20 protein-coding genes and 2 tRNA genes are annotated in these 20,285 nt (G+C 62.9%); 10 read left to right on the top strand and 12 right to left on the bottom strand.

Annotation, left to right across the window (positions count from 1 at the left end):
• Nucleotides 1-2: 2 nt before the first annotated feature.
• Nucleotides 3-491, bottom strand: a complete 489-nt coding sequence (locus tag ACK8OU_RS02280) for a hypothetical protein (RefSeq protein WP_410301728.1) — start codon at nt 489-491, stop codon at nt 3-5.
• Between the two features lie 121 nt (nt 492-612).
• Between ACK8OU_RS02280 and ACK8OU_RS02275 the strand changes: the two genes are divergently transcribed.
• Nucleotides 613-1,041: a SufE family protein gene (locus tag ACK8OU_RS02275; protein ID WP_410301727.1), complete on the top strand. Its 429-nt coding sequence runs from the start codon at nt 613-615 to the stop codon at nt 1,039-1,041.
• Between the two features lie 71 nt (nt 1,042-1,112).
• Here the strand turns inward: ACK8OU_RS02275 and purN are convergent, their stop codons facing one another.
• Entirely contained in the window at nt 1,113-1,700 is a 588-nt protein-coding gene (gene purN, locus ACK8OU_RS02270; protein WP_410301726.1) for a phosphoribosylglycinamide formyltransferase, read from the bottom strand.
• Complete coding sequence (purM, locus tag ACK8OU_RS02265; RefSeq protein WP_410301725.1) at nt 1,697-2,755, bottom strand: phosphoribosylformylglycinamidine cyclo-ligase; 1,059 nt, start codon at nt 2,753-2,755, stop codon at nt 1,697-1,699. Before purM ends, purN begins: the two co-directional genes overlap by 4 nt.
• A gap of 151 nt (nt 2,756-2,906) precedes the next feature.
• On the opposite strand from purM, the gene ACK8OU_RS02260 reads away from it, so the two are divergent.
• Nucleotides 2,907-2,982 (top strand) — tRNA-Ile (locus ACK8OU_RS02260).
• A gap of 140 nt (nt 2,983-3,122) precedes the next feature.
• Here ACK8OU_RS02260 and ACK8OU_RS02255 read toward each other — a convergent pair.
• The 4 genes from ACK8OU_RS02255 to puuE form a co-directional block, all read right to left on the bottom strand.
• Nucleotides 3,123-4,097 carry a type I glyceraldehyde-3-phosphate dehydrogenase gene (locus ACK8OU_RS02255; RefSeq protein ID WP_410301724.1) on the bottom strand — a complete coding sequence of 325 codons (975 nt, stop codon included), beginning with the start codon at nt 4,095-4,097 and terminating at the stop codon, nt 3,123-3,125.
• Nucleotides 4,098-4,722: 625 nt separating this feature from the next.
• A complete protein-coding gene (locus ACK8OU_RS02250) occupies nt 4,723-6,147 on the bottom strand; it encodes a uracil-xanthine permease family protein (RefSeq protein WP_410301722.1) in 1,425 nt (474 codons plus the stop codon).
• A gap of 61 nt (nt 6,148-6,208) precedes the next feature.
• Nucleotides 6,209-6,691 carry an ureidoglycolate lyase gene (locus tag ACK8OU_RS02245; RefSeq protein WP_410301721.1) on the bottom strand — a complete coding sequence of 161 codons (483 nt, stop codon included), beginning with the start codon at nt 6,689-6,691 and terminating at the stop codon, nt 6,209-6,211.
• Nucleotides 6,676-8,100 (bottom strand): allantoinase PuuE, encoded by a 1,425-nt coding sequence (puuE, locus tag ACK8OU_RS02240; protein ID WP_410301720.1) that lies wholly within the window; start codon nt 8,098-8,100, stop codon nt 6,676-6,678. The genes ACK8OU_RS02245 and puuE overlap by 16 nt, the downstream gene beginning before the upstream one ends.
• A 145-nt stretch (nt 8,101-8,245) precedes the next feature.
• Between puuE and uraH the strand changes: the two genes are divergently transcribed.
• On the top strand, nt 8,246-8,599 hold the full coding sequence (gene uraH, locus ACK8OU_RS02235) for a hydroxyisourate hydrolase (RefSeq protein WP_410301719.1): 354 nt from the start codon (nt 8,246-8,248) through the stop codon (nt 8,597-8,599).
• Between the two features lie 2 nt (nt 8,600-8,601).
• On the opposite strand, the gene ACK8OU_RS02230 is transcribed toward uraH, so the two are convergent.
• Nucleotides 8,602-9,525: a LysR family transcriptional regulator gene (locus tag ACK8OU_RS02230; protein ID WP_410302005.1), complete on the bottom strand. Its 924-nt coding sequence runs from the start codon at nt 9,523-9,525 to the stop codon at nt 8,602-8,604.
• Between the two features lie 100 nt (nt 9,526-9,625).
• Between ACK8OU_RS02230 and ACK8OU_RS02225 the strand changes: the two genes are divergently transcribed.
• Both ACK8OU_RS02225 and ACK8OU_RS02220 read left to right on the top strand, forming a co-directional pair.
• A complete protein-coding gene (locus ACK8OU_RS02225; protein ID WP_410301718.1) occupies nt 9,626-10,858 on the top strand; it encodes a urate hydroxylase PuuD in 1,233 nt (410 codons plus the stop codon).
• Nucleotides 10,859-11,107: 249 nt separating this feature from the next.
• Complete coding sequence (locus ACK8OU_RS02220; protein ID WP_410301717.1) at nt 11,108-11,977, top strand: bifunctional allantoicase/(S)-ureidoglycine aminohydrolase; 870 nt, start codon at nt 11,108-11,110, stop codon at nt 11,975-11,977.
• Here ACK8OU_RS02220 and bhcR read toward each other — a convergent pair.
• Entirely contained in the window at nt 11,958-12,806 is an 849-nt protein-coding gene (bhcR, locus tag ACK8OU_RS02215) for an HTH-type transcriptional regulator BhcR (RefSeq protein WP_410301715.1), read from the bottom strand. The two genes, ACK8OU_RS02220 and bhcR, sit on opposite strands and share 20 nt — an antisense overlap.
• A 168-nt stretch (nt 12,807-12,974) precedes the next feature.
• Between bhcR and bhcA the strand changes: the two genes are divergently transcribed.
• The 4 genes from bhcA to bhcD all read left to right on the top strand — a co-directional run bounded on the left by bhcA (nt 12,975) and on the right by bhcD (nt 17,471).
• Complete coding sequence (bhcA, locus tag ACK8OU_RS02210; protein WP_410301714.1) at nt 12,975-14,165, top strand: L-aspartate--glyoxylate aminotransferase BhcA; 1,191 nt, start codon at nt 12,975-12,977, stop codon at nt 14,163-14,165.
• Nucleotides 14,165-15,133 (top strand): beta-hydroxyaspartate dehydratase BhcB, encoded by a 969-nt coding sequence (bhcB, locus tag ACK8OU_RS02205; protein ID WP_410302004.1) that lies wholly within the window; start codon nt 14,165-14,167, stop codon nt 15,131-15,133. Before bhcA ends, bhcB begins: the two co-directional genes overlap by 1 nt.
• Before the next feature lie 41 nt (nt 15,134-15,174).
• A complete protein-coding gene (bhcC, locus tag ACK8OU_RS02200) occupies nt 15,175-16,338 on the top strand; it encodes a 3-hydroxy-D-aspartate aldolase BhcC (protein ID WP_410301713.1) in 1,164 nt (387 codons plus the stop codon).
• Nucleotides 16,339-16,505: 167 nt separating this feature from the next.
• Nucleotides 16,506-17,471, top strand: a complete 966-nt coding sequence (gene bhcD / locus ACK8OU_RS02195) for an iminosuccinate reductase BhcD (protein WP_410301712.1) — start codon at nt 16,506-16,508, stop codon at nt 17,469-17,471.
• A 106-nt stretch (nt 17,472-17,577) separates the two neighbouring features.
• On the opposite strand, the gene ACK8OU_RS02190 is transcribed toward bhcD, so the two are convergent.
• The 3 genes from ACK8OU_RS02190 to ACK8OU_RS02180 form a co-directional block, all read right to left on the bottom strand.
• Nucleotides 17,578-17,654: transfer RNA gene (locus ACK8OU_RS02190), tRNA-Arg, on the bottom strand.
• 51 nt (nt 17,655-17,705) lie between these two features.
• Nucleotides 17,706-18,164 carry a GNAT family N-acetyltransferase gene (locus ACK8OU_RS02185; protein WP_410301711.1) on the bottom strand — a complete coding sequence of 153 codons (459 nt, stop codon included), beginning with the start codon at nt 18,162-18,164 and terminating at the stop codon, nt 17,706-17,708.
• Nucleotides 18,165-18,252: 88 nt separating this feature from the next.
• Nucleotides 18,253-19,671 (bottom strand): S8 family serine peptidase, encoded by a 1,419-nt coding sequence (locus ACK8OU_RS02180; protein WP_410301710.1) that lies wholly within the window; start codon nt 19,669-19,671, stop codon nt 18,253-18,255.
• 98 nt (nt 19,672-19,769) lie between these two features.
• Between ACK8OU_RS02180 and ACK8OU_RS02175 the strand changes: the two genes are divergently transcribed.
• Nucleotides 19,770-20,261: an RNA polymerase sigma factor gene (locus tag ACK8OU_RS02175; protein ID WP_410301709.1), complete on the top strand. Its 492-nt coding sequence runs from the start codon at nt 19,770-19,772 to the stop codon at nt 20,259-20,261.
• Nucleotides 20,262-20,285: the final 24 nt, after the last annotated feature.

Here is a 20,285-nt window from a genome sequence, read left to right as displayed (position 1 = left end):
GATCAGCGGCTGACCGCACGCGAATTGCCCGCGCCGGTCACCACGATGCGCCGCACCCCGGCCAGGCGGATCGTCGACAGGTGCGTGGCGACCGTCACCTCTCGCGATTGCGGGGTGGACACGCGCGCGGCGGCGGGTGTGCCAGGGGTCGGTTCGGCCAGGGCAAAGCGATAGGTCAGCACGCCATCGACCGGAAGCCCGTCGTTTTCGGGCACCAGTCCGGCATCCCACCAGCCTTGCGTCGGCGGCAATCCGGCGGCGAAGATGATCGCGCCGCCGGGGGTCTGGCGTACCTCCAGCCGGGTGACCTCGGCCACCAGCGCGCGCGCATCGCCCGGCAGCCCGGTATCGGTCTGCACGACCGCCGCCGGGGCGGCTTCGGACCGCCCAAACCAGTTGAACGGGTTCAGGCGGCTTTCGCCGACCCGGTCACACCCGGACAGCGACAGCGCCGCAGACAGCGCGAGCAGGACGGGAAGCTTCGACGTCATGGGCCCTCCGGGTGCAATTGCCCCCCTTGGGTAGCCGATCGGAAGGGTTTTGAAAAGGCCGCCACTGGACCTTGGGCCACGCCGGCGCTAGCACAAGGCAAACCGGAAAAAGGAGCGCGCCATGGCCACCCCCGCCTTTGAGGAGATCGCCGAGACCTTCGAATTCCTGGACGACTGGGAAGACCGCTATCGCCATGTGATCGAACTGGGCCGCGCCATGCCCGCGCTGGACGAGGCGCTGCGCGTGCCCGCGATCAAGGTGGAAGGCTGCGCCAGCCAGGTCTGGCTTTTGCCGCGGATCACGGGTACCGGCCCCGGGGCGCGGTTCGATTTCCAGGGCGAAAGCGATGCAATGATCGTGCGCGGCCTGATCGCGGTGCTGCATGCGCTGTATGCGGGGCTGACGGTGGCCGAAGTGGGCCAGGTCGATGCCGCGGCGGAACTGGGCCGGCTGGGGCTGAACGATCACCTGTCCGCGCAGCGGTCGAACGGGCTGCGCGCGATGGTCGAGCGCATCCGGAACCTGGCGGCGGAAACGGCGGCGGGCTGAACGCCCCTGCCCGCCCGCGCACGGACCCTGCGGGAGCCTCCGGCGGGAGTATTTTGGCCAAGAAGAAGCCGTCAGAGAGACACAGGCCTGCGATCGCCCGCGGCAAAGCGGCGCAGGACGGCGGGATAAAGCTGATGTTCCATTTTCAGCACGCGCGCGGCCAGCGTTTCGGGCGTGTCGTCCGGTTCCACCGGCACCCGCGCCTGGCCCAGGACCGGGCCATCGTCCAGAACGGGCGTCACCTCATGCACGGTGCAGCCGGCCTGCGTATCACCGGCGGCGATCGCGCGGGCATGGGTGTTCAGGCCCGGATATTTCGGCAAAAGCGAAGGGTGGATGTTCAGCATCCGCCCGGCAAAGCGGTTCACGAAATCCGGGGTCAGCACGCGCATGAACCCCGCAAGGCACAGGATGTCGGGGGCGGCGGCGAGAACCGGCTTGAGAAGTTCGGCCTCGAACGCGGCGCGGTCCCTGCCGAAGGGGCGGTGATCGACCACCGCCGTCGGCACGCCCAGCGCCGCAGCCTTTTCCAGGCCCGAGGCCGCGGGATCGTTCGACACCACCAGAACCGGCCGCGCCGGATGATCGCCCACCATGCTCTCGACCAGGCGGATCATGTTCGACCCGCCCCCCGAGATCAGGATGACGACGCGTTTCACAGCAGGCGGCCCCGGTAGTTGACGCCCTGCCCTTCGGTGACGGTGCCGATCACGGTGACGGTTTCGCCCTGCGCTTCCAGCAGGTTGCGCAGCGCCCCGGCGCGGTCGGGGGCAACGACGCAGATCATGCCGATGCCGCAGTTGAAGGTCTTGAGCAGTTCCGTTTCGGCCATGGACGCGGTTTCGGCCAGCCAGCGGAAGACCGGCGGCAGTTGCCAGGACGACAGGTCGATCGTCGCGCCAAGCCCCTCGGGCAGGACGCGGGGCAGGTTTTCGGTCAGCCCGCCGCCGGTGATATGGGCCAGCGCATGCACGCCGCCCGCCCGCACCGCCGCCAGCGCCTGTTTGACATAGAGCCGGGTCGGCGCCAGCAGGGCCGCGCCAAGGCTGGCTTCGGCGAAGGGCGCGGCGGCGTCCCAGCCAAGGCCGGACAGTTCAACCACCTTGCGCACGAAGGAATAGCCGTTGGAATGCACCCCGTTCGAGCCCAGCCCCAGCAGCACATCGCCCGCCTGCACGCCGCCGGGCAGATCGGCGCCGCGTTCCATCGCACCTACGGCAAAGCCCGCAAGGTCGAAGTCGCCATGGGAATACATGCCCGGCATTTCCGCCGTTTCGCCCCCGATCAGCGCGCAACCCGATTGCGCGCAGCCCTCGGCGATGCCGTCGATGATGCGGGCGGCCTGATCGACATCCAGCTTGCCGGTGGCAAAGTAATCCAGGAAGAACAGCGGCTCGGCGCCCTGGCAGACCAGGTCGTTCACGCACATCGCCACCAGATCGATGCCGATCGTGTCGACATTGCCGGTATCGATCGCGATGCGCAGCTTGGTGCCCACGCCATCGGTCGCGGCGACCAGCACCGGATCGGTATAGCCGGCGGCCTTCAGATCGAACAGCGCGCCAAATCCGCCCAGCCCCGACATCGTGCCCGCACGCGCGGTGCGTTTCGCCGCCGGCTTGATCCGTTCCACCAACGCATTGCCCGCATCGATATCGACGCCTGCATCGGCATAGGTCAGCCCGTTCTTGCCCTCACTTGCGCCCGTGCTCATCGTCGCGAACTCCGCCTGAAAACCCGTTGCCCGCGCCTTAGCGCAATGGCCGCGCGGGGGCAACGGATATGGCCCGCGCGGTCCGATATTCTTGCAGCGCCGACATTCTTGACCCGGCGCGGCAATCTGCTAGGCAAGGACCAGACCTTGGGGGCCTGTAGCTCAATGGTCAGAGCAGGGCGCTCATAACGCCTTGGTTGGGGGTTCGAGTCCCTCCGGGCCTACCAAACCCCATATTGTTTCGCCTTGTTTTCAGTCACCCGGGTGGGATCTCTGGCGAACCTGTGGGGCCGGTTCACGGCGGTTTGTTCCTGATCCCGCCGGGACGTCAGCTTGCCATGGGCGGCGGGCGGCGGGCGGCGAAGGGTCAGGCCATGCGGCAGGCCACGTCCAGCATGCGGCTGGAAAAGCCCCATTCGTTGTCATACCAGCCGAACACGCGCAGCATCCCGGCCGGCGTGACCCGCGTTTCCGGCGTGGCCATGATGATGCTTTCGGGGCGCGCCCGCAGATCGGACGACACCAGCGGCAGATCGGTGGCGCCAATCACCCCGCCGACCGCGTGGAAGGCCGCATTGACCGCCGCCCCGGTCGCGGGACGTTCGGTCATCACCACCAGATCCACCGCCGAGACGCTGGCCGTGGGCACCCGCACGGCCGCCCCCTCGATCCGCCCCGCGATCTGCGGCAGGACGCGGTCCAGCAGACGCTGCGCGCTGGTGGTGGTGGGCACCATCGACAGCGCCGCCGCGCGTGAACGGGCGTAATCCGCGGCGGGCGCGTCCACCGTGGGCTGGCTGCCGGTATAGCAATGGATCGTGGTCATCGATCCGGTCACGATGCCCCAGTTTTCGTGGATCAGCCGCGCCAGCGGCGCCAGCGCGTTGGTGGTGCAGGACGCGTTCGACACGATGCGCTGATCGGCCAGCGCCGCCTCATTCGCGCCCAGAACCACCGTCAGTTCCGCCGCCGCCGAGGGCCCCGAGATCAGCACCCGCCGCGCGCCCGCCGCAAGGCCCCGCCCCGCCACCGCCGCGCTGTCGGCCCGGCCGGTGCATTCCATCACCACATCCACCCCCGACAGATCCAGCCCCGACAGATCGGCGCTGCGCGCAAGCGGGATCGCGCGCCCGTTCACGACCAGCGCGCCACCGTCCAGCGTGACCGTGCCGGGGAACGGGCCAAAGACGCTGTCATATTGAAACAGATAGGCGCACATTTCCGGCGCGGCGATATCGTTGATGCCCGCGATATCCAGCCCCGGCCAGCGATCGGGGCGCAACGCCCAGGCGCGCAGCACCGACCGCCCGATCCGCCCGAACCCGTTGATGAACACCCGCATGAACCGCCTCCGCGCCGCTTTGCGGCGGAGGCTATGCCTGCCGCGGGCCAAGCTCAAGCGGCCATCGTGCAGAACAGGTTGCGGAAATGCCGTTTTCGCAGTTGGCGGCGTTTCCTGGCCTGCCAATCCAGATCACCCCAAAGGCCAGGAACGCGACAGTGATGAAAAGGGACGGCAGGGCGGTTTACGCATCGGCCAGCATCATCATGATCAGACCGGATACAGGTCTGTCCCTTTCGCCACAGAAGGCTTTGCTGGCTGTTGCCATCAATTCCCGGTGCCACAGCACGGCGGGAAGAGGCGCTGCCGACAGGTCATGGCCATGCCGACCGGCAATACGATCTCAACCTTGTCCTCGTCACGTCACCGCCGCCGTTCCAGACCGTGAATATCGGCGGCAGATGCATAACGGCGCTGTCCTGCGGCAAGCCGCCATGCCGAAAGGCGCTGATGGCGAAGGCGATGCGGGTTTATCCGAAAGACCATCCTTTCCAGCATGAAACCGGGCCCCGCATGACCGCGCCCAGCGGGTCGGGCTCTGCAGGGCGGAAAAGAAAAGAAGCGGCACGCCGGGCATGCCGCTTCACCAGTTGTCATCGTGACGCCAGGCGCCAGGCTGGAATCCTTATATGTGATCGTCCCCCATAATCGAGCCACGGCCACGACCCGCCATGCCGCCCGAAACCTCCTCTGTCGCCTCATCAGAGAGTTCTTCGGGCAGCAGCAGGTTCAACACGATTGCGATCATCGCGGCCGGCAGGATTCCCGAGGTTGCCAGAACCTTGAGCGTCGCGGGCAGGTATTGCAGCGCGTCAGGTTCAAGCTGCAGACCAAGACCCAGCGACAAGGCAATGGCAAAGATCACCATGTTGCGGCGGTTCCAGTTCACGTCCGACAACATCGAGATGCCCGCCGCGACGACCATGCCGAACATCACGATCACGCCGCCCCCAAGCACCTCGATCGGAACGGACGAAATTACCGCGCCCACTTTCGGAACCAGGCCACACAGGATCAGGAACAAGGCCCCGATGGTGACGACACCGCGCGACATGACGCCGGTCATGGCAATCAGGCCGACGTTCTGGCTGAATGAGGTGTTGGGCAGTGCACCAAACAGGCCGGAAACGGCGGTGCCGAGGCCGTCGGCAAAGGTCGCGCCCTGAATTTCCTTGTCGGTAGCCTCCCGGCCTGCGCCGCCCTTGGTGATCCCCGATACGTCGCCCACGGTTTCCACCGCCGAGACCACTCCCATCAGGCAGAACCCGATGATCGCCGCAACGCTGAATTCCAGCCCGAAATGCAGTGGGTTCGGGAGTGCGAAGACAGCTGCGCGGCCAACGTTGCCCAGGTTCACCTGGCCCAGCGCGAAAGCAACGGCATAACCCGCAAGAAGCCCGACCAGCACGGCCGATACCGACAACATGCCACGAGTGAAGAACTTCAACCCAAGTGTCACGACAATTACCGTGCCCGCCATCAGCCAGTTCACGCCAGATCCGTATTCCGGGGTGCCGATGGCAGGAACGCCGCCCGCCGCATACTGGATGCCGACCTGGACAAGCGCCAAGCCGATCATCGTCACCACAAGTCCCGTCACCAGCGGTGGCAGGGCAAAGCGCAGCCGTCCTATGAACAGACCCAGGCTGGCGTGGAACAACCCGCCCACCAGGATACCGCCCATCAGCACGGCGATGGCATCAACGCCCTTACCTGCGACCAGCGGGATCATGATCGGGATGAAGGCAAACGACGTTCCCTGCACGATGGGCAGCCGCGCCCCCACCGGGCCAAAGCCAATGGTCTGGAACAGCGTCGCTATGCCTGCGAAGAACATCGACATCTGGATCATGTAGATCATGTTCGGAAAGTCGGGGCTGTTCGAACCAAAGCCGAAGCCCGCCGCGCCGCAGACGATGATCGCGGGCGTGACGTTGGACACGAACATGGCCAGAACGTGCTGGATGCCCAATGGCACCGCCTTCATGATCGGCGGCGTGTAGTTTGGATCGCAGAGCTGCTCTGGCGTTCCGATGGATGCATCAGACATGGTTGGGTTTCCTCCCTTGGTTGTGCTTGCGCCGGCTCCTCTTCCGACGTTTTTTTGTTGGTTATCTTTCGATTGTATAGGGTTCGTCGAACCAGTGTTCCTCAAGGTTCGGGCTGTTGGTCACCCGGTCGACAACCATGAAAATACCGGGGTCGGACAAAGGACAGAGAACCCCGTGCCAGACATTGCGCCCGATATTCACGCCCTGGCCCGCGCCAGCGATGAACGCGCGCGGCATGCCCGGTGCGCCGTCCTTGTCTTCGGCAAGCACGACAAGATAGTCGCCCTCCTGCATGGGCAGGAAAGCCTGGCTGCCATGGGGGTGACGTTCCATCATCTTCATTTTGAAAGGCATGGAAAAAGAAACGGACCTGAATACGCTGATCCCGATTTCGCCTTCAATGTCGAGCGATGCGCGATCGTGATAACGACCGCAGAGCCCCTGATTGATCAGCTTGTCGGGCGCGCCGCTGGCTTCGATCAGCTCTGCCAGGCCTGCGATGGCATCTTGCGAAATCGGGACGGCTTTCAGGCAGTGGCCCATGACGCGAATTTCTCCTTGAGACGCAGTTCCGCGATGCGTTCGACCTGACGGCAGGCCTCGGTGAATTCGGCGTCGCGGCCGTTACCTATGCGACGGCGAAATGCCTCAAGGATGCTGGCCTTGGTGTTGTCCTTCACCGCGATGATGAACGGGAAACCGTGGCGTTCGACATATTCTGCGTTGAGCTTCTGAAAGGTCGCGCGTTCGTCATCCGTCAGCATGTCAAGGCCCGCACCGGCCTGTTCCGCAGTGCTTTCCTTTGTCAGGCGACCTGCGGCCGCCAGTTTCCCGGCCAGATCGGGGTGCGCCGTCAGAACACCAAGGCGCCGCTCTTCAGAAGCGGTGCGGAACACACGCGCCAAGGCGTTATGGACACCCGCGGCATTGTCATGGGTCGGGCCAAGCTCCAGGTCAAACGCACCTTCTGCAATCCAGGGGCTGTGTTCGAACACCCCCCCGAATTCAGCGACAAAGGTTGCCTTGTCCATTTCGGACGGCGCGGTGCCCTGCGCTGGCGGATGCTCGCTTGCCCAGTGATCTGCGATCTGTTCGCGCGTCGCGAACCAGACGCCCTCGTGCTTCATGAAATACTCCAGCGCACGCTTCAGCGCCATCGCCCGGCCCGGACGCCCGGCCAGACGACAGTGCAGGCCGATGGACAGCATCTTGGGCGCACCGGCTTTTCCTTCGGCGTAAAGCATGTCGAAGCTGTCCTTGAGATAGCTTTCGAACTGGTCACCATTGGTGTACCCGGCCTGGATCGCGAACCGCATGTCGTTGCAATCCATGGTATACGGTATGATCAGGTGATCTTTGCCGCCGGCCTTCACCCAGTAGGGCAGATCGTCTGCGTAGCTGTCGGCGATATAGGCGAAATCGCCCTCTTCTGCGGCCAGTTCGACCGTGTTCATGGAACACCGCCCCGTGTACCAGCCGCGGGGTGCCACCCCGACAACTTCGGTATGCAAACGGATCGCCTCGCGTATCTGGGCGCGCTCTTCCTCCGCGCTCATATCCTTGTGTTCGATCCATTTCAGACCGTGGCTGGCAATTTCCCAGCCGGCTGCCTTCATCGCCGCCAGCTGCTTGGGGGCGCGGGCAAGCGCGGTAGCAACCCCGTAGACCGTGATCGGAAGTTCCTTGAGCAGGCTGTGCACGCGCCAGAACCCGGCGCGGCTGCCATATTCGTAGATGGATTCCATGTTCCAGTGCCGCTTGCCGGGCCAGGGCGCTGCGCCCGTGATCTCGGACAGGAAGGCCTCTGACGCGGCATCGCCGTGCAGGATATTGTTCTCTCCGCCCTCTTCGTAGTTGAGAACGATCTGGATGGCGATCCTGGCTCCATTGGGCCAGTTCGCGGCGGGAACCTGATCGGCATAGCCGGTCATGTCTCTGGGATAACGTGTCACCTGGATATTCCTTCTTCGTGATGAAACAATAAACCAGAAAATCCGTGCCGTTTTTCAAAAAAAACAGAAAGGATCCTTCGGCAGACGTGCTTTGTGTCCTGTGGCGCATTCAGCCTAGAAACGCCCAGCAATCCGGGAGAAAAAAATGTCTGGTTATCTGACGACCCATGTCCTCGACACCGCGCGGGGATGCCCCGCCGAAGGTCTGAGAATCGAGCTGTACCGTGTCGAAGACGGCAAGCGGACCCTGCTTAAGGCCCTCGTGACCAATGACGATGGCAGAACAGACGAGCAAATCCTGCCCGCATCGGAATTCGCCACCGGCGAATACGAGTTGATTTTCCACGCCGGTGCCTACCTCGATGCCTGCGGCACCCCGCCGGAAACCCCGCGCTTTCTGGACATCATCCCGATCCGCTTCGGAATGTCGGAACACGCGCATTACCATGTGCCGCTGCTGCTTTCGCCGTTCAGCTATTCGACCTATCGCGGAAGCTGAACTTACTGCTTTTTTCCGTCCGTCGACCGGATCGTCGCGGCGATACGGTCGATCACAAATTCCATGAACAATCGCGTCTTCGGGTCCTGCCTGCGACGGTGCGTGAACAGACATGCCATCTGAATCGGTTCTGGTGGGGTCTTCTCTGCCACCGGAACCAGGGCGCCAGATCTCAGGTGATCCGCGATTTCGAATACCGGCTTCATGGCGATGCCGTGCCCGGCCAATGCCCAGTCCGTCAGCACATCGCCGTCATCCGACTCGTAGCGGCCCGAGACGCGGAAGCGTTTGGGGCCATTCGGCGTGGTCAAAAGCCATTGGAATTCGGTGGCGCCAGGAAAGCGCAAACTCAGACATTCATGGCCCCCGGAAACCAGGTCAGTGCCGCTCTCGGGCATTCCGCGCCGCTCGACATAGGCAGGGGAAGCGCACAGGATACGATCGACATCGGAAATCTTTCGTATTCTCAGATTGCTGTCTTCGGGCTGCCCAAGAAAGAACGCCAGGTCCAATCCTTCCGTTGTCAGATCCACTTTCCGATCCGTCAGCCGAAGCCTCACGTTGACCTCTGGATACTCCTTCAGAAAGTCCGGCACCTGCGGGGCGATGAGTCGCCTTCCAACACCAAGTGGCGCCGCAACGTACAAAGACCCCCTGAGGTTCTCAGTAATGCTTACAATCTGCGCTTCAGCACTTTCAACAGCTTCCAGTATCTCCGTGGCACCCCGATAGAATGATTGTCCTTGTTGGGTCGGGGTCAGGCTCCGCGTGGTGCGCTGGAACAGCCTGACGCCCAGGTGCTCTTCAAGTTGCGAAATCCGGGAAGATGTTACAGCAGGGGAAACCCTCAGATCCCGGCCTGCCGCCGACATGCTGCCGAGCTCATAAACCCGGACAAAGGTGCGGATGTTGTCGAAGTAGGACATTATTCCGATTTTTTTGATGCTGCTTGGCGTTTTGCGGTAATACCAGAACAAACGCCGCGCGCCTAGAGTATCCGGGAAATCGAATCTTGGGAGGAACGCCATGTATGACCTGGCAATCTTGTGGGACTGGATCGCATTTTCCGTCCGTTGGCTGCATGTGATCACTGCGATGGCGTGGATCGGTGCGTCGTTCTACTTCATCGCACTTGATCTGATGCTGAAACCGAACGCGGCCTTGCCCGAGGGGGCCTACGGAGAAGAGTGGGAAGTTCATGGAGGCGGCTTCTACCACACGGTAAAATACCTTGTCGCGCCCGCACGGATGCCCGAGCACCTGACCTGGCACAAATGGCAAAGCTACACGACATGGCTGTCCGGTGCGGCTTTGCTCATGATCATATACTGGGTCGGCGGCGAGATCTTCCTTCTGGATCCGACCAGGGCGGATCTTTCACTGTGGCAGGGAATCCTGATTTCCGGGGCGTCGCTGACCATCGGCTGGCTGGCCTATGACGCGTTGTGCAAGTCGAAACTGGCCGATCACCCGACGCTGCTGATGCTGCTTCTTTTCATCATTCTGGTCATCATGTCCTGGGGGTATCACCAGATCTTCACCGGCCGGGCGGCGCTGCTGCACCTGGGTGCCTTCACGGCCACGATCATGACGGCGAATGTGTTCTTTCAGATCATGCCCAATCAGCGCATCGTCGTGGACGACCTCAAGGCCGGCCGCACCCCGGACGCGAAATACGGCAAGATCGCGAAAGTGCGCTCGACGCATAACAACTATCTGACGCTTCCGGTGGTCTTCCTGATGCTGTCGAACCACTATCCGCTGGCGTTTGCCACGCAATACAGCTGGATCATCGCCAGCCTTGTCTTCCTGACCGGCGTCACCATCCGCCATTATTTCAACACCATGCACAAGACCGGCAAGGGGCCGCACTGGACCTGGCTGGTGACCGTTCTGCTGATGATCCTGATCGCATGGTTGTCGACGGTATCGGCGGGCAACACCTACGATGAGGCCGAAGCCCGCCCCCTCACCCCCTACGAAGAGAGGTTTGCCTCTGCCGAAGGGTTTGAGGATGCCTATTCCGCCGTGGTCGGCAACTGTTCGATGTGCCACGCGCGTGAACCCTCCTGGGACGGATTGCTTTGGGCGCCCAAGGATATCCTGCTCGAAACCCAAAGCGATGTCGCGCGACACGCCGAACAAATCTATCTTCACGCCGGGGTAAGCCACGCGATGCCCCCGCCCAATGCCATCCAGATGGATGACGAATCCCGGGCTTTGATCGTCGCCTGGGTGCGGGAAGTCCGCGACCGGTAGGGTGGCCCACCTCACCCCGCAGGCTTGGCCAAAGGCGAACGCCGGGCCCATGTTGACGCGTTCCCGGACATTCGGCTTGCGCCTATCGGAAATGGACGCCGGAACAGGTCCGCCGCTTTTCAGTTATTCACGCATATCCCTGTCATTTTCAAATCTTTCCGAACAGAGCTGTCGCTTCTTTCCATGTGGTTCCCGCCCGGGTCGCGGTGCATATTTTGGCAAAGAGATCCGCTGCCTTCAGGAGCATCCATGACCACCAAGTATTTCGCGCCGCACGGGGGACACCCGGGCCAAGATCAGCTGCTTACAGACCGCGCCATCTTTACCGATGCCTATGCCGTGATTCCGAAAGGCACGATGCGTGACATCGTTACAAGCTTCGTTCCTTTCTGGGAAAAAACCCGCCTTTGGGTGATCGCGCGTCCCCTTTCCGGTTTCGCCGAGACCTTTTCGCAATACATCATGGAGGTGCTGCCGGGCGGCGGATCGGACCGGGCGGAAACCGACCCCGGGGCTGAAGGCGTCCTGTTCATCGTGGAAGGCGCCGCAACCCTGAAGGTGAACGGCAAGACCCACGAGATGACCCCCGGCGGTTACGCCTACCTGCCACCGTCCAGTGGCTGGACCCTGCACAATCGCGGCGACGCGGTGCTGCGCTTCCACTGGGTGCGCAAGGCCTATGAGGTTGTCGAGGGGCTGGATACCCCTGATGTTCTGGTGTTGAACGAAAACGACATCACACCCTCGGCGATGCCGGGTACCGATGGGAAATGGGCCACGACGCGCTTTGTCGACCCGGCGGACCTGCGCCATGACATGCATGTGACCATCGTCACCTTCGAGCCGGGCGGTGTCATTCCCTTTCTTGAAACTCATGTAATGGAACACGGCCTTTATGTGCTTGAAGGCAAGGCCGTCTATCGCCTCAACAACGACTGGGTAGAGGTCGAGGCCGGTGATTACATGTGGCTGCGCGCATTCTGCCCGCAGGCCTGTTATGCCGGTGGTCCGGGCAAGTTCCGGTATCTGCTTTACAAGGACGTGAACCGCCATATGGCCTTGCGTCCGGGGACTGTGAACTGGCCACGGCACCCGCGCCTCAGGACTGCTGCGGATTAACGTTGCCTCCGATCGCCAGGGTCAACTGACGCGCCGCCTCGATCACGGGGCGGCTCAACCGTTCAATCTCGGCGGGGCTGACACGACTGGTCGGTCCCGATACGGATATTCCCGCAATCACCTCTGTGTTCAGGTCAAACACCGGTGCCGCAATGCATCGCATGCCTGCATTCTTTTCCTCATTGTCAACCGCGTAACCCGTTTCACGAATCGTCTTGAGCTCGTTCCTGAGCGTCGCTGTCCCGGTTATCGAGTGTTCGGTGAACGCATCCAGCGTGACGGTCGCCAGCAATCTGTCCAGCCGGTCGTCATCCATGTGCGCAAGCAACGCCTTGCCGATCCCTGATGCATGCATCGGCGACAATGTACCCGGCGGAAAAAAGGCCCGGATGCTCGCATGGGTTTCAACCTGGCTCAGGAACAAAACGGCGCCTTCCTTTTCGATGCCCAGATTGGCCGTTTCGCCGGTTGCCTCCATAAGTCGGCGCATGATCGGTCTGGCCCGATCGACAAGGCTGGTTCGCCGAAGGAATCGCGCGCCGATGACAAATGCGCGCGGCCCGATGTGCCACACCTGCTCTTCATGGTCGAACTCGACCAGCCCCCTGCCCTCCAGTGTCACAAGTATCCGGTAAACCGTAGCCGGCGATTGATCCATTTCGCCGGCAAGCGCAGTCAAAGGCTTGCCCTGGGCCTCGCTCAGATACTCAAAGACCTCCATCGCGCGATCAAGAGACTTAACCGTATTCTGGGCCGTCTTGTCTTCCCATCCACGGGGTCTGCCACGCGCCTTCCGACCCGTTTCAGGTTTATTATCTTGAGAAACCATAAGAAGCCTTCGATTTTATGTGAAAAACAAATTCATTATATGAAAAATATAACATACTGACAACTATAATGAAATTCAAACACATCAGAAATGAAATGATTTTTCAAAATAGTATCAACGAAATCCGAGGGCATTTATCGTGCGGGCAACGAAGGAAGGAAACCAATCATGAGCTTTCAGAACCCCGTTTTCATCCCGGGCCCGACCAACATCCCCGAAAGCCTTCGCAAGGCTTGTGACATGCCGACGATCGACCACAGGTCACCTCTCTTCGGCCAGATCCTGCACCCGGCGCGTGAAGGCGTACGCAAGGTTCTGAAAAGCGACCGCGCCGAAATCTTCATTTTCCCGTCGACCGGCACAGGTGGCTGGGAAACCGCGCTGTCCAACTGCCTGTCCGCCGGGAACAAGGTTCTTGCAGCGCGCAACGGCATGTTCAGCCATCGCTGGATCGACATGTGTCAGCGCCACGGCCTTGATGTCGAGATTGTCGAAACCATGTGGGGTGAAGGGCTGCCTGCGGATCGTTACGAAGAAATCCTGACCGCTGACAAGAACCATGAAATCAAGGTCGTCCTTGCCACGCACAATGAAACCGCGACCGGCGTGAGGTCGGACATCGCCGCCGTTCGTCGCGCGCTGGATGCCGCTGGCCACCCGGCCATGCTGTTCGTAGACGGCGTGTCCTCGATCGCGTCGATGGACTTTCGCTTCGATGAATGGGGGGTGGATGTCGCCGTGACGGGTTCCCAAAAAGGCTTCATGCTGACGGCTGGTCTTGCCATTGTCGGTTTCAGCCCGAAGGCCATGGCGGCGACGAAGACAGCCACCTTGCCACGCACTTTCTTTGACATCCATGACATGGCCAGGGGCTATGCAAACAACGCCTATCCCTACACCCCGGCTGTGGGCCTGCTGAACGGGCTGAACACGGCCTGCGGCATGCTGCTGACCGAAGGCCTGGAGAACGTCTTTGCCCGCCACCACCGCATTGCGGAAGGCGTCCGCGCGGCCGTTGCGGCCTGGGGCCTGAAACTTTGCGCAGCCAGCCCGTCGGTCCACTCGGACACCGTCAGCGCGATCCGAACGCCCGAAGGTTTCAATGCGACGTCGATCGTTTCCCATGCGGCCAGCAAATACGGCGTCGCTTTTGGTGTCGGCCTTGGCGAGGTCGCGGGAAAGGTTTTTCGCATCGGCCACCTTGGCAGCCTCACGGATGTCATGACCCTGTCCGGCCTCGCAACCGCAGAGATGTGCATGGTCGACCTGGGCCTTGACATCAGGCTTGGGTCCGGCGTCGCCGCAGCCCAGGACTATTACCGCGGCCATCCCGCGGCGGCCCGGAAGAACGCCGCATGATAAAGGACACCGACATGTACGTCCCGACCTATCAGGACATGCTTGACGCCCATGTGCGTATCGAACCCTTTATCCGCCGCACGCCGGTTCGGACATCCGACTATCTCAACGAGTTGACGGGCGCTCAACTGTTTTTCAAGTGCGAAAACTTCCAGGAGCCGGGCGCCTTCAAGGTGCGCGGTGCCTGCAACGCGGTCTTCGGGCTTGATGATGAACAGGCGAAAAAGGGCGTTGCCACGCATTCGTCGGGCAACCACGCGTCCTGTCTTTCCTACGCGGCAATGAGGCGCGGCATTCCCTGCAACGTGGTCATGCCACGCACCGCGCCACAGGCCAAGAAAGACACCGTGCGCCGCTATGGCGGCAAGATCACCGAGTGCGGGCCTTTGACCTCTTCGCGTGAAGCGACGTTTGCCCGGGTGCAGGCCGCAACAGGCGGAGATTTCGTCCACCCCTACAACGATCCGCGCGTGATCGCCGGCCAGGGCACATGTTCCAAAGAATTCATCGAGCAGACCGGCGGGCTGGACATGGTCGTCGCACCCATTGGCGGCGGCGGCATGATCTCGGGCACCTGCCTGACGCTGTCCACGCTGGCGCCGGAAACAAAGGTGATCGCTGCAGAGCCCGAGCAGGCCGACGACGCCTGCCGCAGCTTCAAGGCAGGATACATCATCGCCGATGACGCGCCCAAGACCATCGCCGACGGCCTGTTGGTGCCCCTGAAAGACCTGACCTGGCACTTCGTGTCGAACCATGTATCCGAGATATATACGGCCTCGGAACGGGAAATCATCGACGCGATGATGCTGATCTGGAAACATCTGCGGATCGTGATGGAACCGTCTTCGGCAGTCCCGCTGGCGACCGTGCTGAAGACCCCTGATGCCTTCAGGGGCAAGCGCGTGGGCCTGATCGTGACCGGCGGCAATGTCGATCTCGACAAACTGCCCTGGCTGGCCGTCTGACCCAACCCTGCCCATCAAATTCCTGACAGAGGAGTGCCGACATGAAAGACCTGACCAATCTCGACGACTTCGAAGTCGGCTATGACATCCCCGCAAAGCCGGGCATGGATGAAGCCGATATCCAGACCCCATGCCTGATCCTCGATCTCGACGCGCTTGAACGCAACATCAGGAAGATGGGTGATTACGCAAGGGCGCATGGCATGCGGCACCGCGTTCATGGCAAGATGCACAAGTCGGTTGACGTCGCCAGGCTCCAGGAACGTCTGGGCGGCGCGGTCGGCGTCTGCTGCCAGAAAGTGTCCGAGGCCGAGGTGTTCGTGCGCGGCGGCATCAAGGACGTGCTGGTGTCGAACCAGGTCCGCGAACCCGCCAAGATCGACCGGCTGGCGCGCCTGCCCGGGCTGGGCAGCCGCATTATCGTCTGCGTCGATGACCTGGCAAACGTGGCCGATCTGTCCAATGCTGCCGTAAAGCACGGCACCGGGCTGGAGGTGTTTGTGGAAATCGACTGTGGCGCCGGGCGCTGCGGTGTGACCACCACGCCCGCGGTTGTCGAAATCGCAAAGGCGGTCAAGGCAGCGCCGAACCTGAAGTTCACCGGCATCCAGGCCTACCAGGGCGCCATGCAGCACCTGGACAGCTATGCGGCACGCAAGGAAAAGCTGGAAGTGGCGATCGCGATGGTCAAGGACGCCGTCGAGGGCCTGAAAGCCGAAGGCATCGAATGTGAACTCGTTTCCGGCGGCGGCACCGGCTCCTACTATTTCGAGTCGAATTCGGGCGTGTACAATGAACTTCAGTGTGGTTCTTACGCCTTCATGGACGCGGACTATGGCCGTATTCTGGACAAGGACGGAAAGCGCATCGACCGGGGCGAATGGGAAAATGCCTTCTTCATCCTGACCTCGGTGATGAGCCACGCCAAGGCCGACAAGGCCATCGTCGATGCCGGCCTCAAGGTGCAATCCGTCGATAGCGGCTTGCCCGTTGTCTATGGGCGCGACGACGTCGAATACATCAAGTGCTCGGACGAGCATGGCGTGGTGATGGATCCGAACGGCGTGCTCAAGGTCAATGACAAACTCCGGTTGGTACCGGGCCACTGCGACCCGACCGCAAACGTGCACGATTGGTATGTCGGTGTGCGGAACGGCAAGGTGGAATGCGTCTGGCCAGTGTCCGCGCGCGGTCACGCCTACTGATCTTTCCGACCCGAGGCAGAGAGGTCTGGCCCGGGAGGAACAGGATAGTCGTCCGTGTGCATGCTTTCCTTCCGGCAGTGGCACACGGGCGCATGAATTCCGGGACGGCTTGGTTCGATGTGATCGCCAACGACGGCTCGAACAAGAACAGGAACAGGGACAGAAAGATGCTGATCGTACCCGAACGTGAAATCGCCGGCCTCATGACGCGCGAGGCGGCATTCGACGCCGTCGAAAAGGTCTTTGCCGCCATGGCGTCGGGCGATGCCCGCAATTTCCCCGTGGTGCGCGAGGCCATCGGGCACGAGGATGCCCTTTATGGCTTCAAGGGCGGGTTCGACCGTGCGGGGCTTGTGCTCGGACTGAAAGCCGGGGGCTACTGGCCGAACAACCTTGGAAAACGCGGGCTGATCAACCATCAGTCAACCGTTTTCCTGTTCGATCCGGATACGGGCAAAGTCCAGGCGATGGTCGGTGGCAATTTGCTGACCGCCCTGCGCACCGCTGCGGCCTCATCGGTGTCGATCAGGCATCTCGCGCGTCCGGACGCGAAGGTGTTGGGCATGGTCGGCGCGGGCCACCAGGCCACCTTCCAGCTGCGCGCGGCTCTCGAACAGCGCCCGTTCGAGAAGGTTATCGGCTGGAATTACCACCCCGGGATGCTGCCTGATATCGAGAAGGTGGCGGTCGAGGCCGGTGTGCCCTTTGAAGCCGTCGAACTGCCCGGCATGGCGGAGGCCGACGTCATCATCACAATCACCTCGGCTTTTGCGCCGTCGCTGATGGCGGACCATGTATCGGGGGGCACGCATATCGCCTGCATGGGCACCGATACGAAAGGCAAGCAAGAACTCGAGACCGCTTTGCTGGCGCGGGCATTGCTGTTCACCGACGAGGTGGCACAGTCTGTCAGCATTGGTGAAGCGCAGCATGCAATTGCCGAAGGCCTGATCAGGGAAACTGATATTGTCCAGCTTGGCGCGGTCATCAACGGAACCAACCCGGGCCGCACCGCCAATGACCAGATCACGATCTTCGACGGCACCGGTGTTGGCCTTCAGGACCTTGCTGTCGCTGCATCGGTTGTGGATCTGGCGGTCAAGAAGGGCATCGCCATCGAACTGGACTTCTGATGACGAAGGCCTCTGACCTCGCCGTGCGGATAAGCGGACTGTGACCCTATCGGCAACGCCGCTACACCGGATGGCGGCTTTCACGATCATCTACATGCAAAATGAATGGCGACCCCGGAAGGAATCGAACCCTCAACCTGCCGATTAGAAGTCGGCTGCTCTATCCAGTTGAGCTACGGGGCCATCCGTTGCCCTTTTGGGCCAAGCCCGCGCGCCGTGCAAGGCCCCTCGTGGTCAGATCGCGCGGGTCATGAAGACACTGTTGGGATCGGGGCCATAGCCTTCAAAGGGGCCGCATTCGGCGAAACCGGCCTGCGCATACAGCACGCGCGCCGCCGCGAAGGACGGCTGGGCGCCGGTTTCCAGGCTGAGGCGCGCGAAACCGGCGGCGCGGGCGCTGGCCATCAGGTGATCCAACAGGCGCCGCGCCAGCCCCCTGCCCCGCGCCTCGGACAGGACATGCATCGATTTGATCTCGGCATGGGCCGCATCGATGCGCTTGAAGGCGCCCATGCCCAGCGCCATGCCCGCCTCACGCATCACGAAGAACCAGATGCCCGATGCGGCCAGCGCCTCGGCGGGCAGCATGTGGATCGATTCGGGCGGGGTGTCGGCATGCATCGCCTGGGTATGGCGCGCGTGCAGCAGGGCCAGATCGGGCTGGACCGGATGTTCCTGCGTAATGGTGATCATGCCTGCGCCCTTTCGCCGACTGCGTGTCGGCGGGGTTGTGCCAAGATTGGCCGGGCACGGCAAGGCCTGCCCGGCGCGGCGCCGCGTCCTAAGGCATGGCGGGCGGCACCGGCAGGCAATCCGCCGGCAATTGCAAAAGCCCCGCCCCGAAGACCGCATCTGGCCCCTGCGCGCCCAGATCGCGCGCGGCGGCGCGCAGCCGTTCGACCACGGCCTGCGCATCAAGGCCGGGCTCGGCCTCGCGCAGGATCGCGGCGGCGGCGGTGACGAAGGGCACCGCGAAGGACGTCCCCGTCCTTGGCCGCGCGCCGCTGACCGAGGCCGCCGTCCAGACATCCACCCCCGGCGCGGCCAGGTCGATATGCGGCCCCTGCGCGGCGCGGCGATAGACGCGGCTGTCGCGGTCCACCGCCGTGACCGCGATCACCGGGTCATAGGCGGCCGGAAAGGCCGGTTCCGCCCGCGGCCCGCCATTGCCCGCCGCCGAGACCAGAACGATGTCGCGCTCCACCGCGAGGCGGGTGACCATCTCTTCCAGAACCGCGTTCGAGGGGCCGGCCAGGCTCAGGTTGATCACGCGCGCCCCGGCATCGGCCAGAAAGTCCAGCGCCTCGATCAGGTTGACGACATCGGCCCGCTCATCCCCGCGGTCGCTGTGGAAGGCATCGACCGCCACCAGCCGCGCCCCCGGCACCAGCCCCGGCGACCGCGTGGCCGGATCGCCGACCAGAAGGGCGGCCACCGCGGTGCCGTGAATGGCGCCCGACGGGTCCATCCGGTCGGACGACAGGCGGTGCAGTTCCAGTTGCGCGCCGGCGAATGTGGCGTGGTTTTCATTGATGCCGGTATCGATCATGCCGATCGTCACGCTGCGCCCGCAGCTTGCCGCGGCGCGCGTGGGAAAGCGCGGCCAGTCGATCGCCTCGCGCGCCGGACAATCAGCGCCCTGGCACCCTTCAAAGGCCTGTTCTGCCCGGTAGTAATGGTTGAAATCCGCTGCCTGCCCGGACGGGCGCGCGCGCACCGTGGCACGCGCCTGTTCCAGCGTCTGCCCGCGCGGGATCGCCAGGCGATGCGCGGTCAGCCCAAGCCCCGGCACCGGCTGTTCCGACAGAACGGCAAAGCCCTGCGCGGTCAACGCGGCCAGATCATCGGCGGCAAGGTCCAGCGCCACGACCTCGGCAGGGGCACGGACCGGCGGCGGCGGGGTGCGGCGGCGGGGTGCCGGGGCCTGCGGCGCGCGCGTTTCACGCGGTTTCGCGCGCTGATCAACATGATCGGTTTCACGCCCGCCCGGCTGGCCGGCCCTGCCGTTTCGGTCATCATCATCGTCATCATCGTCATCGTCATCATCGTCATCATCGTCATCATCATCGCTGCCATCGTCGTCATCGTCGTCGCCCGCCCAGGCCATGCCGACAAAACCTGCCTCGGGCCAGGCCACCGGCGGCAGGGCAAGGGCCGCCAGCAACACAAGCGGCAGCAGCAGGGGGGGGCGCAACAACATGGCGAAATTCCTTCTGGCAAACAGTCACTACCGCGAATACGTTCTGCGCGTGTATTTATTCCCAGTGCCCGCAAGGCAACCCGAACAGGCTACCTCATATGGGCGATTCCTTTGAAACAGAACTGATTGCGCTTTTGCCCAACCTGCGGCGGTTTGCGCTGTCGCTGTGCCGGCGCGGCGATCTGGCCGATGATCTGGTCCAGATCACCGTTGAAAAGGCGCTGGCCGCGCGCGACCGGCGCGGCCCCGACCTGCGGCTGGATGCATGGACCTTCCGCATCCTGCGCAATGCCTGGATCGACATGACCCGCCGCAACCGCACCCGCGGCACCGAAGTCGACGTGGCCGACACCCCCGAATCCGCCACCGTCGATGGCGCGGACGTCACCGAAAGCCGCCTGATGCTCGGTGCGACCGAAGCTGCCATGGCCGAACTGCCCGCTGGTCAGCGCGAGGTGCTGTTGCTGGTGGCCTATGAAGACCTGTCCTATGCCGAAGCGGCCGAGGTTCTGGGCGTGCCCAAGGGCACCGTCATGAGCCGCCTTGCCCGCGCCCGCGCAGCACTTGCAGAAAAACTGGGAATAAAATGATCGCTGCCGCGTTATCGCAGCGGA

It is taken from the genome of Pontitalea aquivivens (assembly GCF_046507575.1).
GTDB lineage: Bacteria > Pseudomonadota > Alphaproteobacteria > Rhodobacterales > Rhodobacteraceae > Pontitalea > Pontitalea aquivivens.
This window is presented reverse-complemented; position numbering and strand designations above follow the sequence as displayed.